At 41.8% G+C, this 22,123-nt stretch carries 19 protein-coding genes; all 19 read left to right on the top strand.

Annotation, left to right across the window (positions count from 1 at the left end):
* Positions 1-55: 55 nt before the first annotated feature.
* The 19 genes from QZ995_RS16265 to QZ995_RS16175 all read left to right on the top strand — a co-directional run bounded on the left by QZ995_RS16265 (position 56) and on the right by QZ995_RS16175 (position 22,047).
* Positions 56-2,434 carry an FtsK/SpoIIIE family DNA translocase gene (locus QZ995_RS16265; protein ID WP_301808865.1) on the top strand — a complete coding sequence of 793 codons (2,379 nt, stop codon included), beginning with the start codon at positions 56-58 and terminating at the stop codon, positions 2,432-2,434.
* 293 nt (positions 2,435-2,727) lie between these two features.
* Positions 2,728-3,774 (top strand): BMP family lipoprotein, encoded by a 1,047-nt coding sequence (locus QZ995_RS16260; RefSeq protein ID WP_301808863.1) that lies wholly within the window; start codon positions 2,728-2,730, stop codon positions 3,772-3,774.
* Between the two features lie 122 nt (positions 3,775-3,896).
* Complete coding sequence (locus tag QZ995_RS16255) at positions 3,897-5,438, top strand: ABC transporter ATP-binding protein (protein ID WP_301808862.1); 1,542 nt, start codon at positions 3,897-3,899, stop codon at positions 5,436-5,438.
* Complete coding sequence (locus QZ995_RS16250) at positions 5,431-6,507, top strand: ABC transporter permease (RefSeq protein ID WP_301808860.1); 1,077 nt, start codon at positions 5,431-5,433, stop codon at positions 6,505-6,507. The genes QZ995_RS16255 and QZ995_RS16250 overlap by 8 nt, the downstream gene beginning before the upstream one ends.
* Positions 6,508-6,509: 2 nt before the next feature.
* Positions 6,510-7,463: an ABC transporter permease gene (locus tag QZ995_RS16245; protein WP_301808859.1), complete on the top strand. Its 954-nt coding sequence runs from the start codon at positions 6,510-6,512 to the stop codon at positions 7,461-7,463.
* Positions 7,464-7,664: 201 nt separating this feature from the next.
* A complete protein-coding gene (locus QZ995_RS16240) occupies positions 7,665-8,828 on the top strand; it encodes a stalk domain-containing protein (protein ID WP_301808858.1) in 1,164 nt (387 codons plus the stop codon).
* 84 nt (positions 8,829-8,912) lie between these two features.
* The gene (locus QZ995_RS16235; RefSeq protein ID WP_301808857.1) at positions 8,913-9,068 is read left to right on the top strand and encodes a hypothetical protein; all 156 of its coding nucleotides are present in this window, start codon (positions 8,913-8,915) and stop codon (positions 9,066-9,068) included.
* 183 nt (positions 9,069-9,251) lie between these two features.
* Positions 9,252-10,547: an EF-P 5-aminopentanol modification-associated protein YfmF gene (gene yfmF, locus QZ995_RS16230; protein ID WP_301808856.1), complete on the top strand. Its 1,296-nt coding sequence runs from the start codon at positions 9,252-9,254 to the stop codon at positions 10,545-10,547.
* Between the two features lies 1 nt (position 10,548).
* A complete protein-coding gene (yfmH, locus tag QZ995_RS16225; protein WP_301808854.1) occupies positions 10,549-11,832 on the top strand; it encodes an EF-P 5-aminopentanol modification-associated protein YfmH in 1,284 nt (427 codons plus the stop codon).
* Between the two features lie 24 nt (positions 11,833-11,856).
* Positions 11,857-12,591: an elongation factor P 5-aminopentanone reductase gene (gene ymfI / locus QZ995_RS16220; RefSeq protein WP_301808853.1), complete on the top strand. Its 735-nt coding sequence runs from the start codon at positions 11,857-11,859 to the stop codon at positions 12,589-12,591.
* A 128-nt stretch (positions 12,592-12,719) separates the two neighbouring features.
* Positions 12,720-12,977, top strand: coding sequence for a DUF3243 domain-containing protein (locus QZ995_RS16215; protein WP_031413761.1), 258 nt, complete (start codon positions 12,720-12,722; stop codon positions 12,975-12,977).
* A gap of 331 nt (positions 12,978-13,308) precedes the next feature.
* On the top strand, positions 13,309-14,100 hold the full coding sequence (locus QZ995_RS16210; RefSeq protein ID WP_018670903.1) for a DUF3388 domain-containing protein: 792 nt from the start codon (positions 13,309-13,311) through the stop codon (positions 14,098-14,100).
* A gap of 12 nt (positions 14,101-14,112) precedes the next feature.
* Positions 14,113-15,039, top strand: a complete 927-nt coding sequence (locus QZ995_RS16205; RefSeq protein WP_301808850.1) for a helix-turn-helix domain-containing protein — start codon at positions 14,113-14,115, stop codon at positions 15,037-15,039.
* 244 nt (positions 15,040-15,283) lie between these two features.
* Positions 15,284-16,627, top strand: a complete 1,344-nt coding sequence (gene rimO, locus QZ995_RS16200; protein WP_031413763.1) for a 30S ribosomal protein S12 methylthiotransferase RimO — start codon at positions 15,284-15,286, stop codon at positions 16,625-16,627.
* Positions 16,628-17,203, top strand: coding sequence for a CDP-diacylglycerol--glycerol-3-phosphate 3-phosphatidyltransferase (gene pgsA / locus QZ995_RS16195; RefSeq protein WP_003337004.1), 576 nt, complete (start codon positions 16,628-16,630; stop codon positions 17,201-17,203).
* 19 nt (positions 17,204-17,222) lie between these two features.
* Positions 17,223-18,467: a competence/damage-inducible protein A gene (locus QZ995_RS16190; protein WP_301808847.1), complete on the top strand. Its 1,245-nt coding sequence runs from the start codon at positions 17,223-17,225 to the stop codon at positions 18,465-18,467.
* Between the two features lie 16 nt (positions 18,468-18,483).
* On the top strand, positions 18,484-20,073 hold the full coding sequence (locus QZ995_RS16185) for a DEAD/DEAH box helicase (RefSeq protein WP_301808845.1): 1,590 nt from the start codon (positions 18,484-18,486) through the stop codon (positions 20,071-20,073).
* 174 nt (positions 20,074-20,247) lie between these two features.
* Positions 20,248-21,306, top strand: a complete 1,059-nt coding sequence (gene recA, locus QZ995_RS16180; RefSeq protein WP_031413767.1) for a recombinase RecA — start codon at positions 20,248-20,250, stop codon at positions 21,304-21,306.
* An 81-nt stretch (positions 21,307-21,387) separates the two neighbouring features.
* Positions 21,388-22,047 carry a regulatory protein RecX gene (locus QZ995_RS16175; protein ID WP_301808842.1) on the top strand — a complete coding sequence of 220 codons (660 nt, stop codon included), beginning with the start codon at positions 21,388-21,390 and terminating at the stop codon, positions 22,045-22,047.
* Positions 22,048-22,123: the final 76 nt, after the last annotated feature.

The raw sequence follows: 22,123 nt of genomic DNA, 5'->3' as shown, positions 1-22,123 counted from the left end.
TTACAAGGGGACTGGAAAAGCAAAAGTAATCATACGTAAAGGAGGCAAGCGTGCCATGAGTAGAAGAAAGAGAAAAACATCCCCATCGGCATGGGCCTCGATCATTAAGCTGGAACTGATTGGTCTTATTATAATCTGTCTCAGTGTGATCGGTCTTTTGGAGAGTGGTTGGTTAGGTCAAAGAGTCCTTTCCTTTTTATTTCGCATGTTTGCAGGATCATGGGATTTTCTGATACCTGTTGCCCTTATTGTGATTTCTGTCTATATGATGTTCGTTCGAAAACTCCCCAGAATGAGTCCAAGAATGTTCGGTTTTTTCATCATTTTCATGGGAATTCTATTATGGGACCATCTGCTGTTATATGAGCTTTTATCCGGTAATGGACGTTTTGATCAAAATATGATTCAGCTCACCTGGGAGAGAATTTTAGAGGATCAGAAGCAGAGAGTGTCGACTGTAAGCGTCGGCGGGGGAATGATCGGAGCTGTTTTATTTACAGTAACCAATGCGTTAATTGGCACAGTTGGAACAGGTCTTGTTGTTGGCCTTTTCTTTTTGATCGGCATCATGTTTATCTTCCAGGTTTCCTATGTTGATCTGTTTAATATCATCCGAGGAAAGCTGTCCGCGGGTTATATGAAAATAAAGCAATCTGTTAAAGAATCCATGCAGCTTTTACAAGAAGAAAAAGAAAAGAAGAAATCTGAGGAAAAGCTCGGAAATGGGTCAAACTTGGAGCATGCCAGTTCGATAGAGGCTCCACCGCCAGTGATTGTAGATAACAGTGTCCCTTGGGAAGAGCAAATAAATAGTGAACCAGCGATGGTCTCGCCCGTGATAAGAGATTTCACAGAGCGAGTAGAGACTCTTCCAGAGCAGGAAACGACAAAGCTGCCAAACAAAACAGAAACATCAGCCAAGATTACGATTAAAACAAAGGCCGATTCTCAAGGAGAAGATTTGCCGGATGTGACGGTAAATTTTCAAACAGAGGATAGTCAGCTTGAAAGTACTTATATAATCCCTGATTTATCCATGCTTTCAAGACCGAAGAACACAGGTCAACAAAAAGACGTAGATCATGCCTCAAATGCAGCTAAGCTAGTGCAAACGCTGAAAAGCTTTGGTGTGAGCGCTATTGTCTCTGAAATCCATCGCGGTCCAGCCGTAACACGTTATGAGGTACAGCCTGCTACAGGGGTAAAAGTAAGCCGTATCGTAAGTTTAACCGATGACTTAGCCTTAGCCTTAGCAGCAAAAGACATTCGAATTGAGGCTCCTATACCCGGCAAATCTGCTATAGGCATTGAGGTTCCAAATAGTGAGATTTCTTTGGTGACACTGCGAGAAGTTTTAGAAAGTCCACAATGCAAAGATTCAGAAGCCAAATTAACTGTAGCTTTAGGACGCGATATTTCTGGAGAGCCAATTTTGGCAGATTTAGCAAAAATGCCCCATTTATTGGTGGCTGGAGCTACAGGAAGTGGTAAATCAGTATGTGTTAATGGGATTATTATGAGTATTTTATTGCGCGCAAAACCGAACGAAGTGAAATTAATGATGATAGATCCGAAAATGGTAGAACTTAATGTTTATAATGGTATACCACATTTGCTGGCGCCTGTTGTAACTGATCCAAAACGTGCTTCTGTAGCTTTGAAAAAAGTAGTGGCAGAAATGGAAAGACGTTACAATTTGTTCTCCAAATCGAATTGTCGCAACATAGAAATGTACAATCAGATGGTGAAAACCGCAGAACAAGGGCAATATACAGCTCCCCTGCCTTATATCGTTGTGATAGTGGACGAGCTGGCCGATTTAATGATGGTAGCTCCAGGAGAGGTAGAAGATGCCATTTGCCGACTAGCTCAGATGGCTCGCGCAGCTGGAATTCATCTTTTAATTGCGACTCAGCGTCCTTCTGTTGACGTTATTACGGGTGTGATAAAGGCGAACATTCCATCGCGAATTGCCTTCGGAGTTTCGTCTATGGCCGATTCTCGAACAATTTTAGATATGGGAGGCGCAGAAAAATTACTTGGGCGGGGAGACATGCTTTTCTTACCTATGGGAGCCTCCAAACCAACCCGTGTACAAGGGGCTTTTGTTGCAGATAAGGAAGTAGAAGATGTGGTATCCTTTGTGAAGGAACAGCAGGAAGCAAAATACAGCGAAGAAATGATTCCCGAGGAAATAAGCGAGGAGCCACAAATGGTCATGGACGATGAAATGTATGATCAGGCCGTTCAGGTTGTGGCAGAAGCTCAGACCGCATCAGCCTCTCTATTGCAACGAAGACTGCGTGTTGGCTATACGAGGGCTGCTCGGCTCATAGATATGATGGAGGCCCAAGGAGTTGTTGGTCCGTACGAAGGGAGTAAACCACGCGAGGTACGAATTCCAAGACCATCAACTGAATCACAAATCTCATAAAAGGTTTTTATGTTAAAGATTAAGAAAACTAACATATTCCGAATGATAGAATAAAAAATTCGCTTGCATATCGCTTCTTACATGGGGTAAAATTTCTACGGGCTGGCGAAAATATTGGATTCATGTCGAAAATGGGTGTTTTTTCCTTAATAGGAATTGGTAGAGAACAAAATAAAAAAGTTATCGTTTTTTATTTATGAAGTGCCTCTCCAAGCTCCTGAATAATCACCCAATTTGATCGTCTGATATTTTCTTGTCTACATAAAAACTGATAATTGGGGGTATCACAAGCAATGAAAAAGATCCTATCTGTTCTTTCCGTGGCAACCCTGAGTCTTTCACTGGTGCTAACTGGTTGCGGTAAAGCTCAACCAACTGAGCCTAGTAAAGAAAGCGCTTCTCCAGCGGCAGAAAAGAAACTTTCTGCAAAGGTTGGTATGGTTACTGACGTTGGCGGTGTTAACGACAACTCCTTTAACCAAAGTGCATGGGAAGCTCTACAGAAACTAAACAAAGACACAGGCATTGAAACAAACTATGCTCAAAGTAATGGCGATGCTGACTACGTACCAAACTTGAACAACTTTGTTAAGGAAAAATGGGATCTGACATGGGGTATTGGTTTCATGATGGCTGAACCAATTAAGAAAATTGCTGATCAAAACCCAGATGCGAAATTAGCGATCATTGACGCGCAGGTTGATGCTCCAAACGTAGCATCCGTATTGTTCAAAGAGCAAGAAGGTGCTTTCTTGGCAGGTGTTGTAGCTGCTGAAATGTCGAAAACCAAAAAGGTTGGTTTCGTAGGCGGTGTTAAAATTCCTGTTATCGAACGTTTTGAAGCTGGTTTCCTTGCTGGTGTAAAAGCAGCTAAGCCTGATGTTGAAATCATTTCGCTCTACACAGGTGCGTTTGACAAACCTGACCAAGGTAAATCTACCGCTGCTGGTATGTATGCGCGTGGCGTAGATATCATCTTCCATGCTTCCGGTGCTACTGGTGACGGTGTATTCAACGAAGCTGCTGATCGTAAGAAAAAAGGCGAAAACGTTTGGGTTATCGGTGTAGACAAAGACCAATCTCTTAACTTTGGTAACGAAATCACTTTAACTTCTATGGTGAAAAAAGTAGACGAGGCTGTTTACAAAGTTTCCAAAGATATGGCTGAAGGCAAATGGGAAGGTGGAAAAGTTGTTAACCTAGGTATCGCTGAAGACGGCGTAGGCTTAGCATCTACTTCTACTATCAATGTGCCGGCTGAAGTTTTGAAAAAAGTTGATGAATTTAAAGCAAAAATTGTAAGTGGCGAAATTAAAGTTCCAGAAAAAGCTGTTAAGTAATTGATCTAGTTATTTTATTTGTTGAAGAAAATAAGCAACAAGGCTAGTTTCATGACTAGCCTTGTTGTTGCCTTGTGCAGAGTTACTTGTGTATTATTACCCAGAAAAACGGGGTGAGTGAAATGAAAGATGTAAAAACTGTAGTAGAAATGCGCGGAATAACGAAGCGCTTTCCAGGAATTATTGCAAATGATAATATTCAACTTAAAGTAAAAAAGGGCGAAATTCACGCGCTCCTAGGTGAAAATGGTGCTGGTAAATCAACTCTAATGAATATTCTATTTGGGTTGTATCAGCCTGATGAGGGTGAGATTTTACTAAATGAAACACCAGTGAAAATCACCAGTCCAAATGTTGCTAACGAATTGGGTATTGGAATGGTTCACCAACACTTTATGCTTGTCGAACCGTTTACCGTTACGGAAAATATTATTCTAGGAAAAGAACCAAAGAATGGTTTGAAGATAGATATCAATTCAGCGGCTAAAAAGGTACAAGCACTATCTGAACAGTATGGGCTCAAGGTTGACCCGCATGCAAAGATTGAAGACATCTCAGTAGGGATGCAACAACGTGTCGAGATTCTTAAAACCTTGTACCGCGGAGCTAATATCCTCATTTTTGACGAACCAACGGCTGTTCTTACACCGCAGGAAATTTCCGAGTTAATAGAGATTATGCGTAATTTGGTTAAAGAAGGAAAAACGATTATCTTAATCACCCATAAGTTAAAAGAGATTATGGCAATTTGTGATAGTGTCACCATTATTCGCCGTGGTAAAACTATCGATTCTTTAGCTATTAAAGATACGAATCCGGATGAATTGGCTTCCAAAATGGTGGGGCGTGACGTAACGTTTGCTGTAGAGAAAAAGCCTGCTAATCCTAAAGCAGCAAGTCTATCTGTGAAAAATGTAACAGCAATGGGTAATCGTGGAGTTAATGCTCTAAATAAAATCAGCTTTGATGTTAAGGCTGGAGAAATTCTTGGAATTGCGGGAGTTGACGGTAACGGTCAGTCTGAATTGATTGAAGTGTTAACGGGGCTGCGTAAGTGTCAGGAAGGCTCAGTAACTTTAAATGGTAAGGACTTAACCAATAAAACTCCGCGTTTTATTTCTGAATCAGGACTATCTAATATACCAGAAGATCGGCATAAGCATGGTTTAGTTCTCGACTTTAGCATGGCTGAAAACATTGTTCTAGAGACTTATTTCCATCCTGAATTTAATAAAAATGGATTCTTGAATTATGATGCGATTAACAAACATGCCGAAAAACTAATTGAAGAATTCGATGTACGTACGCCGGGGATACATACATTAGCACGCGCTTTGTCAGGGGGTAACCAACAGAAAGCGATTATTGCACGTGAAGTGAACAAAAATCCTGATCTGTTGATTGCAGCTCAGCCGACACGTGGGCTGGATGTAGGTGCGATTGAATTTATTCATAAGCGTCTAATTGAACAACGCGATAAAGGAAAAGCCGTTTTACTCATTTCGTTTGAGCTAGATGAGATCCGCAATGTTTCCGATCGTATCGCTGTTATTTATGAAGGTGAAATCGTTGGTATTGTTGATCCGAAAACAACGAGTGAACAAGAGCTCGGGTTGATGATGTCAGGTGGAAAACGCATTCAAGGAGGCGAACAGGATGAATAGTGTGTTTAAGATTTTTACGAAGGATTCTTTCATCGTTCCTGTTGTTGCGATTCTGCTTGGACTCATCGTCGGGGCGATTGCGATGCTAGCAGGTGGATTTGATCCATTGTTAGCCTATGGTTCTCTGGTTAAGAAAGTATTTGGTGACGCCTATAATTTTGGTGAAACGATACGCCAGATTACCCCTTTGATTTTTAGCGGATTGGCTGTTGCCTTTGCTTTCCGTACAGGACTTTTTAACATCGGAGTAGAGGGTCAATTCATGATGGGTATGGTTACAGCCGTTTACCTTGGTGTAAAGCTGGACTTACCTGCCTATATTCATGCGCCACTAACCATTATTGTTAGTACAATTGTCGGTGGCCTGTGGGCGGCTTTTGCAGGTTGGCTAAAAGCTGCACGCGGTGTCCACGAGGTTATTACTACAATCATGATGAACTGGATTGCTTTGTATATGGTGAACTTTATTCTGGTGACTACATTGGTTCCAGAAGGACAACAGCGTTCTGAAGATATTAAGGAATCAGCGTCTATTGCAATTGACTGGCTGTCTCAAATGTTTGAAAGCGCACGTATGCATTGGGGAACTTTACTTGCTCTTGTTTTAGCCGTCCTTTTCTTTATTGTTCTTTGGAAAACAAAAACGGGCTTTGAGCTTCGCGCGACAGGCTTTAATCCGCATGCAGCTCAATATGCTGGTATGAATGTAAATAATAACGTTATTAAAGCTATGTTTATTTCAGGTTGTATGGCTGGTATGGGCGGAGCCGCTGAAATTCTAGGGGTGTTCCATTATCAAGCGATTATGGCCGCTCAGCCTGGCTATGGTTTTGATGGAATCGCAGTTGCATTAATTGGTGGTAATACTCCAATTGGGGTAGTATTGGGAGCTATTTTATTTGGAATATTGTCCTTTGGAGCAAATGGAATGAAAATGGGTGCAGGCGTACCGGTAGAATTAATTCGTGTGGTAATTGCCTCTGTCATCTTCTTCGTTGCAGCTCATGGTATTGTTAGATTTATTTTAAAACCTGTTTTATCTAAGAAGAATAAGAAGGAGGTGCTGTAAAGATGCAATGGCTAACCATTGGTGGCGATCTCTTACATGACACGATCGTATTTTCCACAGCCCTCATTTTCGCGGCACTTGGCGGTGTTATTTCTGAACGTTCCGGGGTAGTTAACATTGCGCTGGAAGGCCTCATGGTAATGGGAGCTTTCATTGGAGCGGTTGTTACTTACTTTATGGAGCCAGCGCCGTACGCACCTTGGATTGGTTTAATCGCGGCTTGTGTCGGTGGGATTATTTTCTCCCTGCCACATGCAGCAGCTTCAATTACGTTTAAGTCCAATCAAGTAGTAAGTGGTGTTGCTCTTAACTTCTTGGCAACAGGTTTGGCAGTATATCTTACCAAGATCATTTTTGATGGTGCTGGTCAAACCAAAACATTGAGCGTTGTATTTTCCAAATGGGACATTCCTTTTTTAAGTGAAATTCCTTTCCTGGGTCGTGCTTTGTTCCAAGCATATCCTACAAGTTATTTGGCATTTATCACAGTGGCAATCGTTTGGTTCGTACTGTTTAAAACTCAGTTTGGCTTAAGACTTCGCTCTGTTGGGGAACATCCGCGTGCCGCTGATACAGCCGGTATTAATGTATATCGTGTTCGTTACATTGCGGTTATGCTGAGTGGAGCTTTGGCAGCGTTGGGTGGAGCAACTGTTGCTTTAACAACAACATCAAACTTCTCTCACAACACAATTTCTGGTCAAGGCTTTATTGCGCTTGCAGCGATGATTTTTGGTAAATGGCATCCAGTAGGTGCTATGGGAGCAGCTCTGTTCTTCGGATTGGCTCAAGCTGTTAAAACACTTGTGCAAGTATTTGGGCTTACCAAGTACATTCCAGTTGAATTTATCTACATGCTGCCATACGTCTTGACAATCTTGGTACTTGCTGGTCTCGTCGGTAAATCACGTGCTCCAAAAGCAAGTGGTGAACCATATGAAACAGGTTCTCGTTAGGAAACGGTATTTATCTATTTCTAATAAGAATCTACATGTATGTGATAGATAAATATAGCTTAAAACATCAATGGCCACCTTTCCGTTCGGAAGGGTGGTCTTTCTTGTTAGTCTACTTTTTACCAGTAATTATGCATAGATACCCTTTTGTAACCTATGGGATAATGGGACAAGTTTGACTTGGATAAGGAGGATATTTACATGAACAGATTGCGAAGGAGTACGAGCCGATGGTTAGTAAGGAGTCTGGTGGGTACTGCCTTGTTATCGATTTTCTGGATTAACCCTATGCAAGTACAGGCTGCTTCTGTGCCACGTGTTTTCCTTATGGTAGATGGTAAGGGTTTAAAAACAGATGTAGAACCACAAATTGTGAATAACCGTATGCTGGTACCGATTCGAGCCGTTTCAGAAGCTACTAAGGCACAGGTCACTTATCAGGCATCAACTAAGCAAGTATTTATTAAGACAAAAACAAACGAATTCACTTATAGGGTGAATCAAAAAACAGCTTGGGGGAATGGAAAAAAGTATAAGCTGGATGTTTCTCCCATAGTAAAGGAAGGCCGTATATTAGTTCCCTTACGTTCGATAAGCGAATTACTAGGCTATCAGGTAAATTATAATGAACAATCAAAGGTAGCGATGGTAGCTACTAAAACCACTCCAGCAACTTATACGGTACAGGCCGGGGACTCGTTATGGTCAATTAGTCAAAAATTTGGTGTGCCCATTTCGTCGATAAAGAATGCTTCTCATCTGACAAAGGAAGAGATACGCGAGGGAATGAAGCTGAGCATTCCAGTGATTAGTATGTATAAACAGACATGGAAACTATTAGATAAAAAATCTAAGCAGCAATATCTAGGGAACATTGATCAAGCTTTAGCCCCTAAGCAAAGTGTCTTCCCCTTGCAAAAGGGGACATGGTATGAACAGGTTTACAATACATACGGGGATGAACGAACATGGGGCGCAGATGCTCAAGGCAGAAATCATGAAGGCATTGATATAATGGCTTTTCATGGAGTCCCTGTCTTTTCATCAACGAACGGAGTCATTAATCGCTTAGGGTGGAATAACATGGGGGGATGGAGAGTTAATATAACACATTCCTCTGGTAAGTATCGGGTGTACTATGCCCATTTGAGCGCTTTTGCTCCTGGAATAAAGGTGGGCAGTCATGTTAAAGCAGGTCAGTTAATTGGCTTTGTAGGAGATACGGGGTACGGACCGCTGGAAACGGCAGGTATGTTTTCTCCTCACCTGCATTTTGGCCTGTACAGCAATCAGACAGGTAAAGCTGTTAATCCTTATTTTTTCCTTAAATATCTGGAAACGATCGAAATCGAATCAACTAAGTAAAAAGGATTTATATATCCATACTTATATCCTAAACAGGGAGTGGGTACACTACTTTGAGATAAAAGGCATAAGGGGTGTATCAAAATGTGGGAATGTCCATACTGTGGTTTTGCAAATGGTCATGTGTTTTTGGACAATCAATTACATGGCATTCTCTGCCTAAATCCAGACTGTGGTCGCTTTGACTCCAGCGATACGAGTGTGGAGATGCTTAATGATTGGGATACAAGTGATTTTTAAGGAAGGTCATTTCAGAAAAAGGCTGTTGAGTTTTTTGCTCATCAGTCTTTTTTTGTTGGATTGGGCTACGATGTATAAGAGTACAGTTGTGTGGCATACATTTGATGTAATCATTTTGCTGAAAGCTACCTATTTTGGGTAAAATAAAAAATAGGTACGTAAATAAGGAGGGAGACGAATCATATGGCTGAAAAGGCACAAGAGATTGCCTTTACGAAATCTCAGGTAAATGGCATGAATCTACATATTTTACAGACCGAAAAGTTTAAATCAATTACGATGATCGTAAATATTGAACAGGAATTAACTGAGGAAAATGCATCGAAAACCGCTTTGCTTGCCATGGTGTTAAAGCGTGCAACAGCTCGTTTTCCTGAACCTCAAAAGCTTCGTCAGCATCTTGATTATTTGTACGGAGCTATTTTTGACGTTGATGTAGCCAAAAAAGGGGAGCGCCAAGTCCTGCAGCTGTATATGGAGGTTCCAAATGAAAAATATTTAAGCGGAAGCCAATCATTAGTTGAAGACGCTATAGAGTTTGTTGGCGATATTCTTACTCGTCCTTATTTGGTTAACGACCAGTTTGACAGCATGTATGTTGAAGCAGAGAAAAAATCCTTAACGAAAAAAATTGAAAGCATCGTTAATGATAAAATGAGATACGCAAATCAACGGATTACAGAAGAAATGTTTAAAGGTGAACCGTATGCTATTTCAGCATTCAGCACGGTAGATAACGTTACCAAGCTAGATGCCGCTTCACTTACTGCTTATTATCATCAAATCATAACGAATAACCCTGTTGAAATCTTTGTTGTGGGTGATGTTAAGGAGGAGGAGATTACTGCTTTATGTAAGAAGCATCTTCAGCTACCCTCCCAGCATAAAAGTCATCTAAACATTCAGCAGGTCTCTAAGAAGGTTACTGAACAAAAAACAATTGTTGATCGCATGGATGTGAATCAAGCTAAGCTAAACATAGGATGCCGTACCAATATTGTATATAAAGACGACGATTATCCTGCCTTGCTTGTGTACAACGGGATTTTAGGTGGGTTCCCGCATTCCAAGCTCTTTTTAAATGTACGTGAAAAGGCTAGCTTGGCTTATTATGCGGTGTCGCGTTTGGAAAGCCATAAAGGCGTCGTTATGATGATGTCAGGTATTGATGTCAATAATTATGAAAAAGCGGTCGCCATCATAAAGGAACAGATGACGATGATGGAAAATGGCGAGATCAGTCAGGAAGAAATGGATATGACGAAAGCTACCTTGTACAATCAATTTAAAGAATTGCTTGATAGCGGTAGAATGATGGTGGATTTTGCCTATAACGGAGTCATCAGCGGCAGAAACCGTGATTTACAAACCCTGCTGTCTGAGATTGAAAAAGTGAGCGTGCAGGATGTCGTCAATGTGGCTAAAAAAGTTGAACTCGATACGATTTATCTACTACGCGATAAGAAGGGTGGGGAATAGGGTGAAAACAGTAACATTTGATCAGTTAAATGAAACACTCTATCATGAAAAACTGCCAAACGGCTTATCAGTCTATTTGTTGCCAAAGGAAGGCTTTAGCAAGACCTATGCAGTTTTTACAACCCGCTATGGTTCAAATGATAGCCATTTCCGATTAAATAACCAGGAAACCATCAATGTACCTGATGGCATCGCCCATTTTTTGGAGCATAAGCTATTTGAAAAGGAAGATCGTGACGTATTTCAGGATTTTTCCCGTAACGGTGCTTCTTATAATGCATTTACCAGCTTTAACCGGACAGCTTATCTCTTTTCTTCTACGGATAAAGTAGAGGAGAATTTGAAGACCTTGCTGGATTTCGTACAGGAACCCTATTTTTCTGAAGCAAGCGTTGAAAAAGAAAAAGGAATTATTGGTCAAGAGATTCAAATGTACGATGATAATCCGGATTGGAAAGTATATGTTAATTTGTTGAAAGCCATGTATCAAAAGTATCCGGTACGAATCGAGATTGCTGGAACAATTGAAACCATTACACCGATCACAAAAGACATGCTGTATCAATGCTATGAGACCTTTTACCATCCAAGCAATATGGTGTTATTTGTGGTGGGAGGATTTGATAAAGATCAGATTGGCGAATTGATACGTAGTAATCAGCAAGCAAAAAATTTTCCACCAGCCCCGATCATTGAGCGCATTTTCCCAGAGGAACCGTCTGAAGTGGGAGAAAAGCTTGTGGAAGCCCATCTTTCCGTGGCAATCCCTAAAATATACATCGGATTTAAGGAAGCGAAAAACCAATTATTTGGTGAAGAGCTGCTAAAACGTGAACTAACGACAAAGTTGATGCTAGATTTACTGTTTGGAAACAGCTCCAGTTTTTACCAAAGATATTATGACGAGGGACTCCTTACAGAATCCTTTGATTTTGATTACAGCAACGAGACGGATTACGGCTATACGATTCTAGGCGGAGATACCCCTGATCCCGAAAAGCTCGTTAGCGTTATCACACAGGAAATCAAGGAGGCAAAAGCGAGAGGAATTGATGAGGAATCGTTCCAACGGCAAAAACGGAGAAGAATCGGACTTTTCCTGCGATCGCTAAATTCCCTTGAATTTATCGCTAATCAATTTACGAGTTATAAATTTAATGGAATTGATTTGTTTGAAATCGTACCTACTTTAGAAAAAATTACGTTAGAGGATGTACAAAAGCGTATACATGACCATCTCCAAGAAAGTCAGATGGCGGTTTCGATCGTACGTTCACAGGCATAGGCAACCGGGGAAGAGGAGAAATACATGAAAGACAAGCAAGCATGGGCATTGGTTACGGGAGCTTCCGGTGAGATTGGGCAAGCTATTGCCAGGAAGCTAGCAGACGAATCAATCCCACTGTATCTTCATTACAACACACAGAAAGATAAAATAAACGTATTGTTAGCCTATTGTGAAAGCAAAAATGTGCCGGCGATTGCGCTACAGGCAGATTTATCTCAACCTGATGCAGTCGCGGCCATGTTTACTCAAATGCCTGTGAAGCCATTGTATATCGTTAATAATGCTTCGATTGATCATGTAGGTCTCTTGAGCGAGGTGAGCCCAGAATTATTTGATCAATTGGTTCGAGTTAACATGGGCTCTTGCTTTTTTGTAGCACAGCAAGGACTTCCAGCAATGCTACAGGCTAGATTTGGGCGAATTGTTACCATCTCCTCGATATGGGGAGAGACAGGTGCATCGTGTGAGGTTTTATATTCCATGACAAAAGGGGCTATTCTTAGTTTTACAAAGGCATTGGCTAAAGAAGTAGCACGTAACCACATTACAGTCAATGCAGTCTCGCCGGGTGCTATTTCAGGCGGGATGATGGATCGGTTTACCTTGGAAGAAAAAGAGGCTGTATCCGAAGAAATTCCAATGGGACGACTTGGACGACCAGAAGAGGTAGCCGCGGCGGTTTCCTTCTTATTGCAAAAGGAGGCCGGGTATATTACTGGTCAAACCATTTCGGTTAATGGTGGCTGGCATACCTAAAAATGAAAACATGAATGTAAAAGCTCAGTAACTTTTCCTTCTTCTTGTATAAAAATGAGGACTGAAACGCATTCTAATTCTGAGCGGACATGAAAAAGCGTCCGAAGAGTGCTTAAGGAGGGATTGGGATGTCAGTACTTGATAACTTTAGTGATTGGAAAGGTTTTTTATCTGAACGCGTCCAACAAGCTACACAAGCTGGTATGAACTCCGATACCATTCAAAATGTAGCATATCAAATCGGTGGATACCTTGCTGATCAGGTTGATCCGAAAAACGAACAAGAACGTTTACTTAAACAACTATGGGATGCTGGTGATGACGAGCAACGCCGCGCTCTAGCTAGCGTCATGGTTAAGCTTGTAAGCGATGGTAAAATTGAATAGATTTTTCTTTTGAGGAAAAGTAGCTCTTACGTTAGGAACAACGTAAGGGCTGTTTTTTATAGGAAGGAATGTAAGACCGCAGACAGATTAAGATAAGCGAATTTTTTATAAGGGAATAATAAGTTGAACGGCGCATAGAAATGATTATTGATAAACAAAAGAGCAGGCCGTTGATAAAGTGTAGTAAAAGAATTTTTATTGGTATCGTTGGCATGTTTTCTGCATTTTTTCTTTGTCCTTCTACATGCAAATGGTATACTATTGTTGAAAAGCCATCTATCACGGGGAAAGAACAATCAGGATTGTTCTTACAGAAAAAAGGGGATACATGATGCTCACGGAGGAGAAGGAATTTTTTGAGTGGTATTTAGAATATCGCTTAATAAAGGATCGTCCTGGTTTGCTGGGAGACTTAGCTTCTATTCTGGGGATGCTAAACATCAACATTCGTACAATTAATGGTGTTCAAACCAACACGCGAGGAATGTTATTATCCACAGATGACAATGATAAGATTGAAGCCTTACGTAGCCTGTTGTTAAAAGTGAGCAATATTGAAATTAACAAGCTGCGTCCGCCTACCATGCTTGACCGTCTGGCTGTTCGTCACGGACGTTATATCGAACGAGATGCGGAAGATAAGAAAACGTTTCGCTTTATTCGTGACGAATTGGGGATTTTGGTTGATTTTCTAGGAGAGCTATTTAAAAAAGAGGGGCATCAATTAATCGGAATTCGTGGAATGCCTCGGGTAGGTAAAACAGAGTCTATGATCGCAGCCAGTGTATCCTCCAATAAGCGTTGGACGTTTATTTCATCAACTTTATTAAGACAAACAGTTCGTAGTTCCTTGACCGTTGATGAAATGACAGCTAATCATGTATATTTGATTGACGGGATCGTCTCAACCATGCGCTCTACGGAACGTCATCACAGCTTGTTGCGTGAGATTATGGCTTTCCCAGCTACTAAAGTCATTGAACACCCTGATATTTTTGCAAGAGAGACAGAGTACAAGCTGTCTGACTTCCACTACATTATTGAGTTGAGACATCATCCCGATGAAGAGATTACATATGAATTGATCAACACGAGAAGTTTTAATGACTTCGAGATGACGTAAGGAGGCTACATTGTGTCTGAGCTCGGCCAAGTATTGAAGAGAGCAAGAGAAGAAAAAGGAATCTCGCTCAATGATATACAAAAAATGACAAAAATCCAAACCAGATATTTAGAAGCGATTGAGCGGGGAGATTTTCACATGTTGCCCGGCCACTTTTATGCAAGAGCTTTTATCAAAAGCTATGCGGAAGCGGTAGGATTGGATCCTAATCAGATCGTAGAGCATTACCAGGCCGACTTGCCATCCCAACCGCCGCAAGAAGAGGTGGAACGATTACAAAGACGCCATGTGGTTCAAAGGCGATCACCTTTTCAAACCGGTAGCTGGGTAGCTCCTACATTGTTAACACTATTTATCATCTTAGTTCTTGGCGTTGCTTATATGGCACTAGTGAACCGGGATAGTACACCACCTACTGTTCAAAAGCCTGCTGAAGGTATCATTGATACCACACAAGGCGGAGGAGGGGCTCCTACTCCGAATCAAACACCGGGTCAAGGACAGGTACCGACTACACCGGGAACAGCTACACCGCCAACAACGACAACGCCTCCAGATGTTACGATGCCTGATGTGAATTTACCTGAGACGGATGGTGCTGGGGCTGCGGGTACACTTACTTTTGAATCCCAGCAAGGAAGGTATTACAATTATAAGGTTGGTAATACGGATAAAATCTCAGTGACGATTAAAGCAACCCATGGTGCTTGTTGGGTACAGGTGCGAGATAAAGATCGAGGGAAAAAACTATTTGAATCTACCCTTAAAAAAGGTGAAGAAAAAACGATAGAGGCACAAGATACTGCTTTTCTGCATGTAGGTTATTCACCTGCCCTTGAAATAATAGTTAATCAGGTTCCAATCACAATGAGTGATATTAAAGCGCAAACGGCTAAGTTTAATTTCACTTTGCAAAAAGACGAAGTGCCGGCACAATAATTTTTTATAAGCTCATGGACTCCCGTTTTCACTATCAAAAGTGAGGCGGGAGTTTTTTAGCAGAAGGACTTATTTATAAGCTAAAATGATTGTATCTGCAATCAGAGTTAATCCATATGTGATACAGGCTTTGAACGCTTGAAAACAGTTGATTTTAAGTGCTACTCTTTTTGACTACTCGCCTTTGCTTATATTATACTGGTTAGGTGAATTTGGGCTGGAATATGCAATTGGAGGAAGAGAAATGACCGAAAAGACAACACCCCGTGAAAAGGTTGCCATAGTGACCTTGGGTTGTGAGAAGAACTTGGTCGATTCAGATATGATGGCACATCTGATCGATGAGAAGGGTTATGAGTTAGTTGATAATCCAGATGATGCAACTGTCGTTATCGTGAATACCTGTGGATTCATCGATGCTGCAAAAGAAGAGTCTGTAAACAAGATTTTAGACATGGCCGAGTTAAAAGAGAGCGGAAAATTAAAGTCGTTGGTAGTAGCTGGCTGTTTAACCCAACGCTATAAAGAAGATTTATTAAATGAGATTCCTGAAGTGGATGGTATTGTTGGAACCGGCGATTTTATGTCAATTATTAACGTGATTGAAGACACGCTCATTGGCAAGCGTACAAGCCTGATCGGCAATCCTGTATTTAACTACGAGCAAGTGGTTAAACGTAAGGTAAAAGAAGGAACTTATACAACATATACCAAAATTGCAGAAGGCTGTGACAACAATTGCACATTCTGTAGTATCCCACTCATGCGCGGTAAATTTCGCAGTCGTTCAATCGAATCTATCGTAGAGGAAGCGACATATCTGGCAACGAAAGGCATTGTGGAAATTTCGCTAATCGCCCAGGATTCAACTAACTACGGTATGGATTTATACGGCAAGCTAATGCTGCCTGAGTTATTGAACAGACTGTCTGAAGTGGACGGCATTGAGTGGGTTCGACTACACTATGCATACCCAGGGTTCTTTACAGATGAGTTAATTGAAACATTTGCTAAAAACCCGAAAGTTTGTAAGTATATTGATATGCCTTTGCAACACTCAGAGGACGCCATTCTGAAACGAATGCGCCGTCCGGGACGTCAAACCGATATTCGTAAGCTTGTTGCTAAAATCCGCGCTGAAGTACCGGATGTAGCTTTAAGAACCTCTTTAATTGTTGGGTTTCCAGGGGAAACGGAAGAGGATTTCTTGAAGCTCTGTGATTTTGTGAAAGACATTAAGTTTGATCGTCTAGGTGTGTTTACGTATTCTAATGAAGATGATACTCCTGCGACACGCCTGCCTGATCAGATTGATGAGGATGTCAAAGAAAAACGCGCTAACATATTGATGGAAATTCAACGTGAGATTGCTAACGAGAAGAACGGTCAATACGTGGGTAAGGTATTGGATGTCCTAGTAGAGAGATACGAAGGTAGAAACAACATTTACGTAGGCCGTACCCAATACGATGCTCCAGAAATCGATGGGGAAGTTTTTATTTCAAATTATCAAGGAGAACTAGGTAAGATTGTAAAGGTGAGAATTACCCACTCATACGATTATGATCTAGCTGGGGAGGTTATTTAGTTGAATCTTGCCAACCGCATCACGCTTGCCAGAATTTTTCTGGTTCCTGTCGTCATGTTTTTTCTACTAGTAGAATACAAATTTGGCACGTTTACCATCGGGACTCTAACTATGACGTACAATGAGCTGATAGCGGCTTTGGTATTCATCTTGGCAGCGAGCACAGATGGTCTAGATGGGTACATTGCCCGTAAGCGGAAGATTGTTACGAATTTGGGCAAATTTTTAGATCCACTGGCGGACAAATTGTTGGTATCGGCTTCGCTTATTTCTCTTGTTGAGATGCAACGAATCGAAGCGTGGGTCGTTATAGTGATTATTAGTCGGGAATTTGCAGTGACAGGTCTACGAATGATTGCAGCGGCGGAAGGAAAGGTTATTGCCGCAAGCGCGTGGGGAAAAATTAAGACCTGGGTGCAAATCGTAGCGATTGCTGTCTTAATGATGAATAATTTCCCGTTTGAGTTTGTCGGCATACCTTTTGACAAAATCGCGATTTGGGCAATGGTCCTGATTACCCTTTGGTCGGGGTATGACTATTTTTCCAAGAATCGCAATGTCATTCAATATTCGTAAAAGATTGGGATGAAGAGTGATGAAAGCGGAAATAATCGCGGTTGGAACTGAGTTATTACTTGGACAAATTGCTAATACAAACGCGCAATTTTTATCGCAAAAGCTAGCTGAAGTAGGAATCAATGTTTATTATCACATAACAGTTGGCGATAATTATGAACGAATGCTACAAGTGATAGAACGTGCGAAATCGCGTTCCGATCTCATCATTTTTACCGGGGGGTTGGGCCCTACGCAGGACGATTTGACCAAAGACGTAGTGGCCGACCATCTTGGTCACAAGCTAGTCACGGATGAAAAGGCAATGGCGAACATTCGTGATTTTTTTGAGAGACGCGGTATTGATATGACTGATAATAATCGTAAGCAAGCCCTTGTAATTGAGGGATCGACGGTCTTTGATAATGATCACGGAATGGCACCAGGGATGGGGATTACCCAAGAGGACGTTACATATGTCTTGTTGCCTGGTCCCCCAAGCGAAATGTATCCGATGGTGGAAAATTATGTGATGCCGTTTTTGGCTTCTTTAGGAAATGAGCATCAAATCTTTCATTCTCGTGTCTTTCGCTTTTTTGGTATCGGAGAATCTCTGTTAGAGGCAAAGCTGATAGACTTAATTGAGGAGCAATCCAATCCGACAATTGCCCCTTATGCCAAAGAGTTTGAGGTAACGTTGCGCATTACGGCTCGCGCTGCCTCTGTAAAGGAAGCAGAGAGATTGCTACGTCCTGTTGAAGAGGAGATTCGCAATCGTGTAGGTGAGTTTATATATGCAGTAGGGGAATCTCCGTTGCACCAAGTACTTTATGAGCAGCTACTAGTAAAACAACAGACGATTGCTTTTGCTGAAAGCTGTACAGGGGGAACTGTTTCACAACTGCTTACCTCGGTTCCCGGCGCGTCGCAGGTATATCGAGGAGGAATTGTTTGCTATTCTAATGAAATCAAGCACCAATGGCTGGATGTGCCTCTTGAAGTCTTAGAGACAGAAGGGGCTGTCAGTGAAACAACAGCTCGGCTTTTAGCTGAGAATATTCGCCAAAAGATGGGCACAACCTATGGCGTTTCTGTTACCGGTGTAGCAGGACCTGAGTCTTCCGAGGGAAAACCTGTGGGACTGGTCTATATCGGAATCGCCAGTGAGAAGCAGCCTACTTTGGTAAAAAAGGTGCAAGTTGCGGGACAGCGCAGAGCGATAATTGGGCGTGTTGCCAAGAATGCTCTATATTATGCGCTTCAGCAGCTTCACTGTAATGACTAAAAGAAAGGTGACTATCATGACGATTTTTTCAGATTTAGCTTTACATAAAAATGTGTTGCAAGCTATTCATGATATGGGCTTTGAAGAACCATCACCAATTCAGGCGGCTTGCATTCCTAAAATACTAGAGGGTGGCGACCTGATCGGACAGGCTCAAACAGGTACAGGGAAAACGGCTGCGTTTGGTATCCCGCTGGCTGAGTCCTTGAACCCTACTGTCAACCGTATACAGGCGATTGTTTTGACTCCGACTCGCGAGCTCGCTATACAGGTGGCGGGAGAATTAGTGAGAATATGCAAATACAAAAAAATTCGCACACTCCCTATCTATGGTGGTCAATCAATTAGTCATCAGATTCGTGCGCTTCGACAAGGCGTGCATGTGGTGATTGGTACGCCTGGGCGTGTTTTGGACCATTTGCGCCGCAAGACACTGCATTTGGAAAATGTAAAAATGCTTGTTCTCGATGAAGCAGATGAAATGCTGGACATGGGCTTTATTGAAGATATCGAGACCATTCTTAGCCACATGAAAGCTGAGCGTCAAACCTTGCTTTTCTCAGCAACCATGCCACCTGAAATCAAGCGTTTAGCTCATCGTTATATGAAAAATCCCGAAACTGTGGCAGTCAGCCGTGAAGAAGTTACAGCACCTTCTATTGAACAAGTGTATTATAAGGTTTTCGAACGTAATAAACGGGAGAGCTTATGCCGCATTCTCGATAGCCAGGATGTAGAGCTTGGCATTATTTTCTGTAGAACGAAGCGCGGGGTAGATGAATTGAGTGAAGCCTTACAAGCACGAGGCTATATGGCAGATGGCTTGCATGGCGACCTATCTCAAGCACAGCGCGACAAAGTAATGAAGGCCTTCCGGGAAGGTACCATTGAGTTTTTGATTGCTACAGATGTAGCAGCTCGTGGGATTGATGTAGGCAACGTCTCACATGTTATTAATTACGATATTCCACAGGACCCGGAAAGCTATGTGCATCGAATCGGCCGTACTGGACGTGCTGGGCGTAAGGGAATAGCGATGACACTAGTCACTCCTCGAGAGATGCGTCAGTTAATGGTGATTCAAAAGCAAACGAAAGCATCCTTGGTTACTCGCACTGTGCCTACCTTGGAGGAGATTGCGGAACGCAAACGTACTCAATTACGTGAACAGCTTCGTTCACTGATTGAAAGTGATTCTGCGAATGATATGTATCAAGAAATCGTGAATGAGCTAATGCAGGAGCATGATCCAGCAAAAGTTGCAGCCGCTGCTCTACATCTCGCTTTTCATACTGATCCGAGTGGAAATGATGAAGAAGAAGGGTACAATTTTGGTGAGACGGGTGCAGCAAGAGGAATGGTTCGTTTCTTCTTAAATGTAGGACGAAATGTGAACATGAAACCTCAGGATCTTGTGCGGGAGATTTCCGAATCAGTGGGTATTCCGGGCAAATCAGTAGGACGAATTGATATTTTTGAAAACTTCACCTTTGTAGAAGTTCCAGAAGATGTTGCTCCGTTTGTTTATGAGGCGTTAAGACAGACGCGCATCAACGGTAAACGTATCAATCTAGAGCCTGCTAAACCGCGGACACGTAAATCATAATTAGGCTGTACAGAAGGTTTTTTCACATGGAGGTTAAGTGAAAATGCCTTCTTTTTTCTATATAATCCCTATACGAATATTTGTTCGCAAAAAATACTTGGCAAACCCCTCTGTCTCGATGTATGATACATACATAAGAAAAAGTTGAGTGGAACGAGAAAGGGAGTGTCACTATTGTCAGATCGTCGCGCTGCGCTAGAGAGTGCTTTAAGACAAATAGAAAAACAGTTCGGGAAAGGCTCCATCATGAAGATGGGAGAAATGGCACATTCACAGGTTTCTACTGTTTCAACAGGAGCCTTAGCTCTTGATATCGCACTTGGTGTCGGCGGTTTCCCACGTGGTCGTATTATTGAGATTTATGGACCAGAATCCTCTGGTAAAACAACAGTCGCGCTTCATGCCATTGCAGAAGTACAGAAGCAAGGTGGACAAGCAGCCTTTATTGATGCAGAGCATGCTCTAGACCCTGTTTATGCTGCTAAATTGGGTGTTAACATAGAAGAATTACTTTTATCCCAACCAGACACGGGAGAACAAGCTTTAGAAATTGCGGAAGCTCTTGTACGCTCTGGCGCTGTAGATATTATCGTAGTAGACTCCGTAGCGGCTTTGGTTCCAAAAGCTGAGATTGAAGGAGAAATGGGAGACTCTCACGTTGGTCTACAAGCTCGTTTGATGTCTCAAGCTTTACGTAAGCTTTCTGGAGCTATCAATAAATCAAAAACGATTGCGATCTTTATTAATCAGTTGCGTGAAAAAGTGGGCGTTATGTTTGGAAACCCAGAAACTACTCCTGGTGGTCGAGCTTTGAAATTCTATGCTAGTGTACGTCTTGATGTGCGTAAAGCAGAGGGAATTAAACAAGGCAATGATGTAGTAGGTACAAAGACGAAAATTAAAGTTGTAAAAAATAAAGTAGCTCCTCCGTTCAAAGTAGCCGAAGTCGATATTATGTATGGAGAAGGTATTTCTAAAGAAGGAAGTATTCTGGATATTGGAGCTGAGCTGGACATTGTAGCTAAAAGCGGCGCCTGGTATGCATTTAATGAGGAACGTTTAGGCCAAGGCCGTGAAAATGCAAAACAGTTCTTGAAAGAGAATCCAGCTATTGCAGCTCAGATTGACCAAAAAATTCGAGAATATTACAGCTTGAATCCTAATTCCATCCCAGAGGGAGAAGCGGTTCTCGACCCAGAGCAGGATGAAGAGCCAACTTTTGATTTAGAGTAGAAGAGATGTAAGCCTGTCGTATTCTGTGCGGCAGGCTTTTTATGTGAAGAAAAAGCATTCTCGATTAGAATAGGAGGAAACATGAAAACCTCAGGGGTAATCACGGCCGTTCATAGGGATTCTAAAAGAAAACAAGTGTATTTAATTGATTTAGACTATGAATTTGCATTTGAAGTGCATGAGGAAGTCTTCATTAAGTACCACTTGATGAAAGGAACAGAGATAGATAGTAATTTTTTCGCAGAGGTTTTACGAGCGGATCATGAGAATAAAGCCTATTTGGCTGCTATTAATTATCTAAGCTATCGTCCGCGCAGTTCTAGAGAAGTAGAAAGATATTTAATAGGCAAAGAGTTTTCACTAGAACTGGCGGAACAGGTAGTGGAGAAGTGTACGCGAGAAGGATATGTAAATGATGAACTGTTTGCTAAAAAATGGGTAGAAGAGAGACTGCGTTTGAAACCCCGGGGAGCCTATATGCTCAAGATGGAATTGAAGCAGAAGGGAATTGCCCCAAGTTTGATAGAGAAAGTATTGGGAAGAATAGAATATGAACAGGAGCTAGATGCAGCGCGTGGTTTGTTACGAGGAAAACTGGCAAGAATAACAACACCCATTGATCAAAAAACAGAGCATAAGCTCTTACAATTTTTATTACGGAAAGGATTTTCACATTCCATTGTTCAACAGCTAAGAAATGAATGGAGAACAAAAAACTGGATGGAGGAAGATGGCGAGTAGTGAGGGCGTATACTGTATAATCCTTCCCTAACGAAGCAATCCTACTCCCCGCAAGGTCTACTCCTTGACAAGGCTT

The organism is Brevibacillus laterosporus (genome assembly GCF_030489605.1).
GTDB classification, from domain to species: domain Bacteria; phylum Bacillota; class Bacilli; order Brevibacillales; family Brevibacillaceae; genus Brevibacillus_B; species Brevibacillus_B laterosporus_E.
Note: the sequence above shows the minus strand (reverse complement) of the source record. Positions and strands in the feature narration are given on the sequence as shown.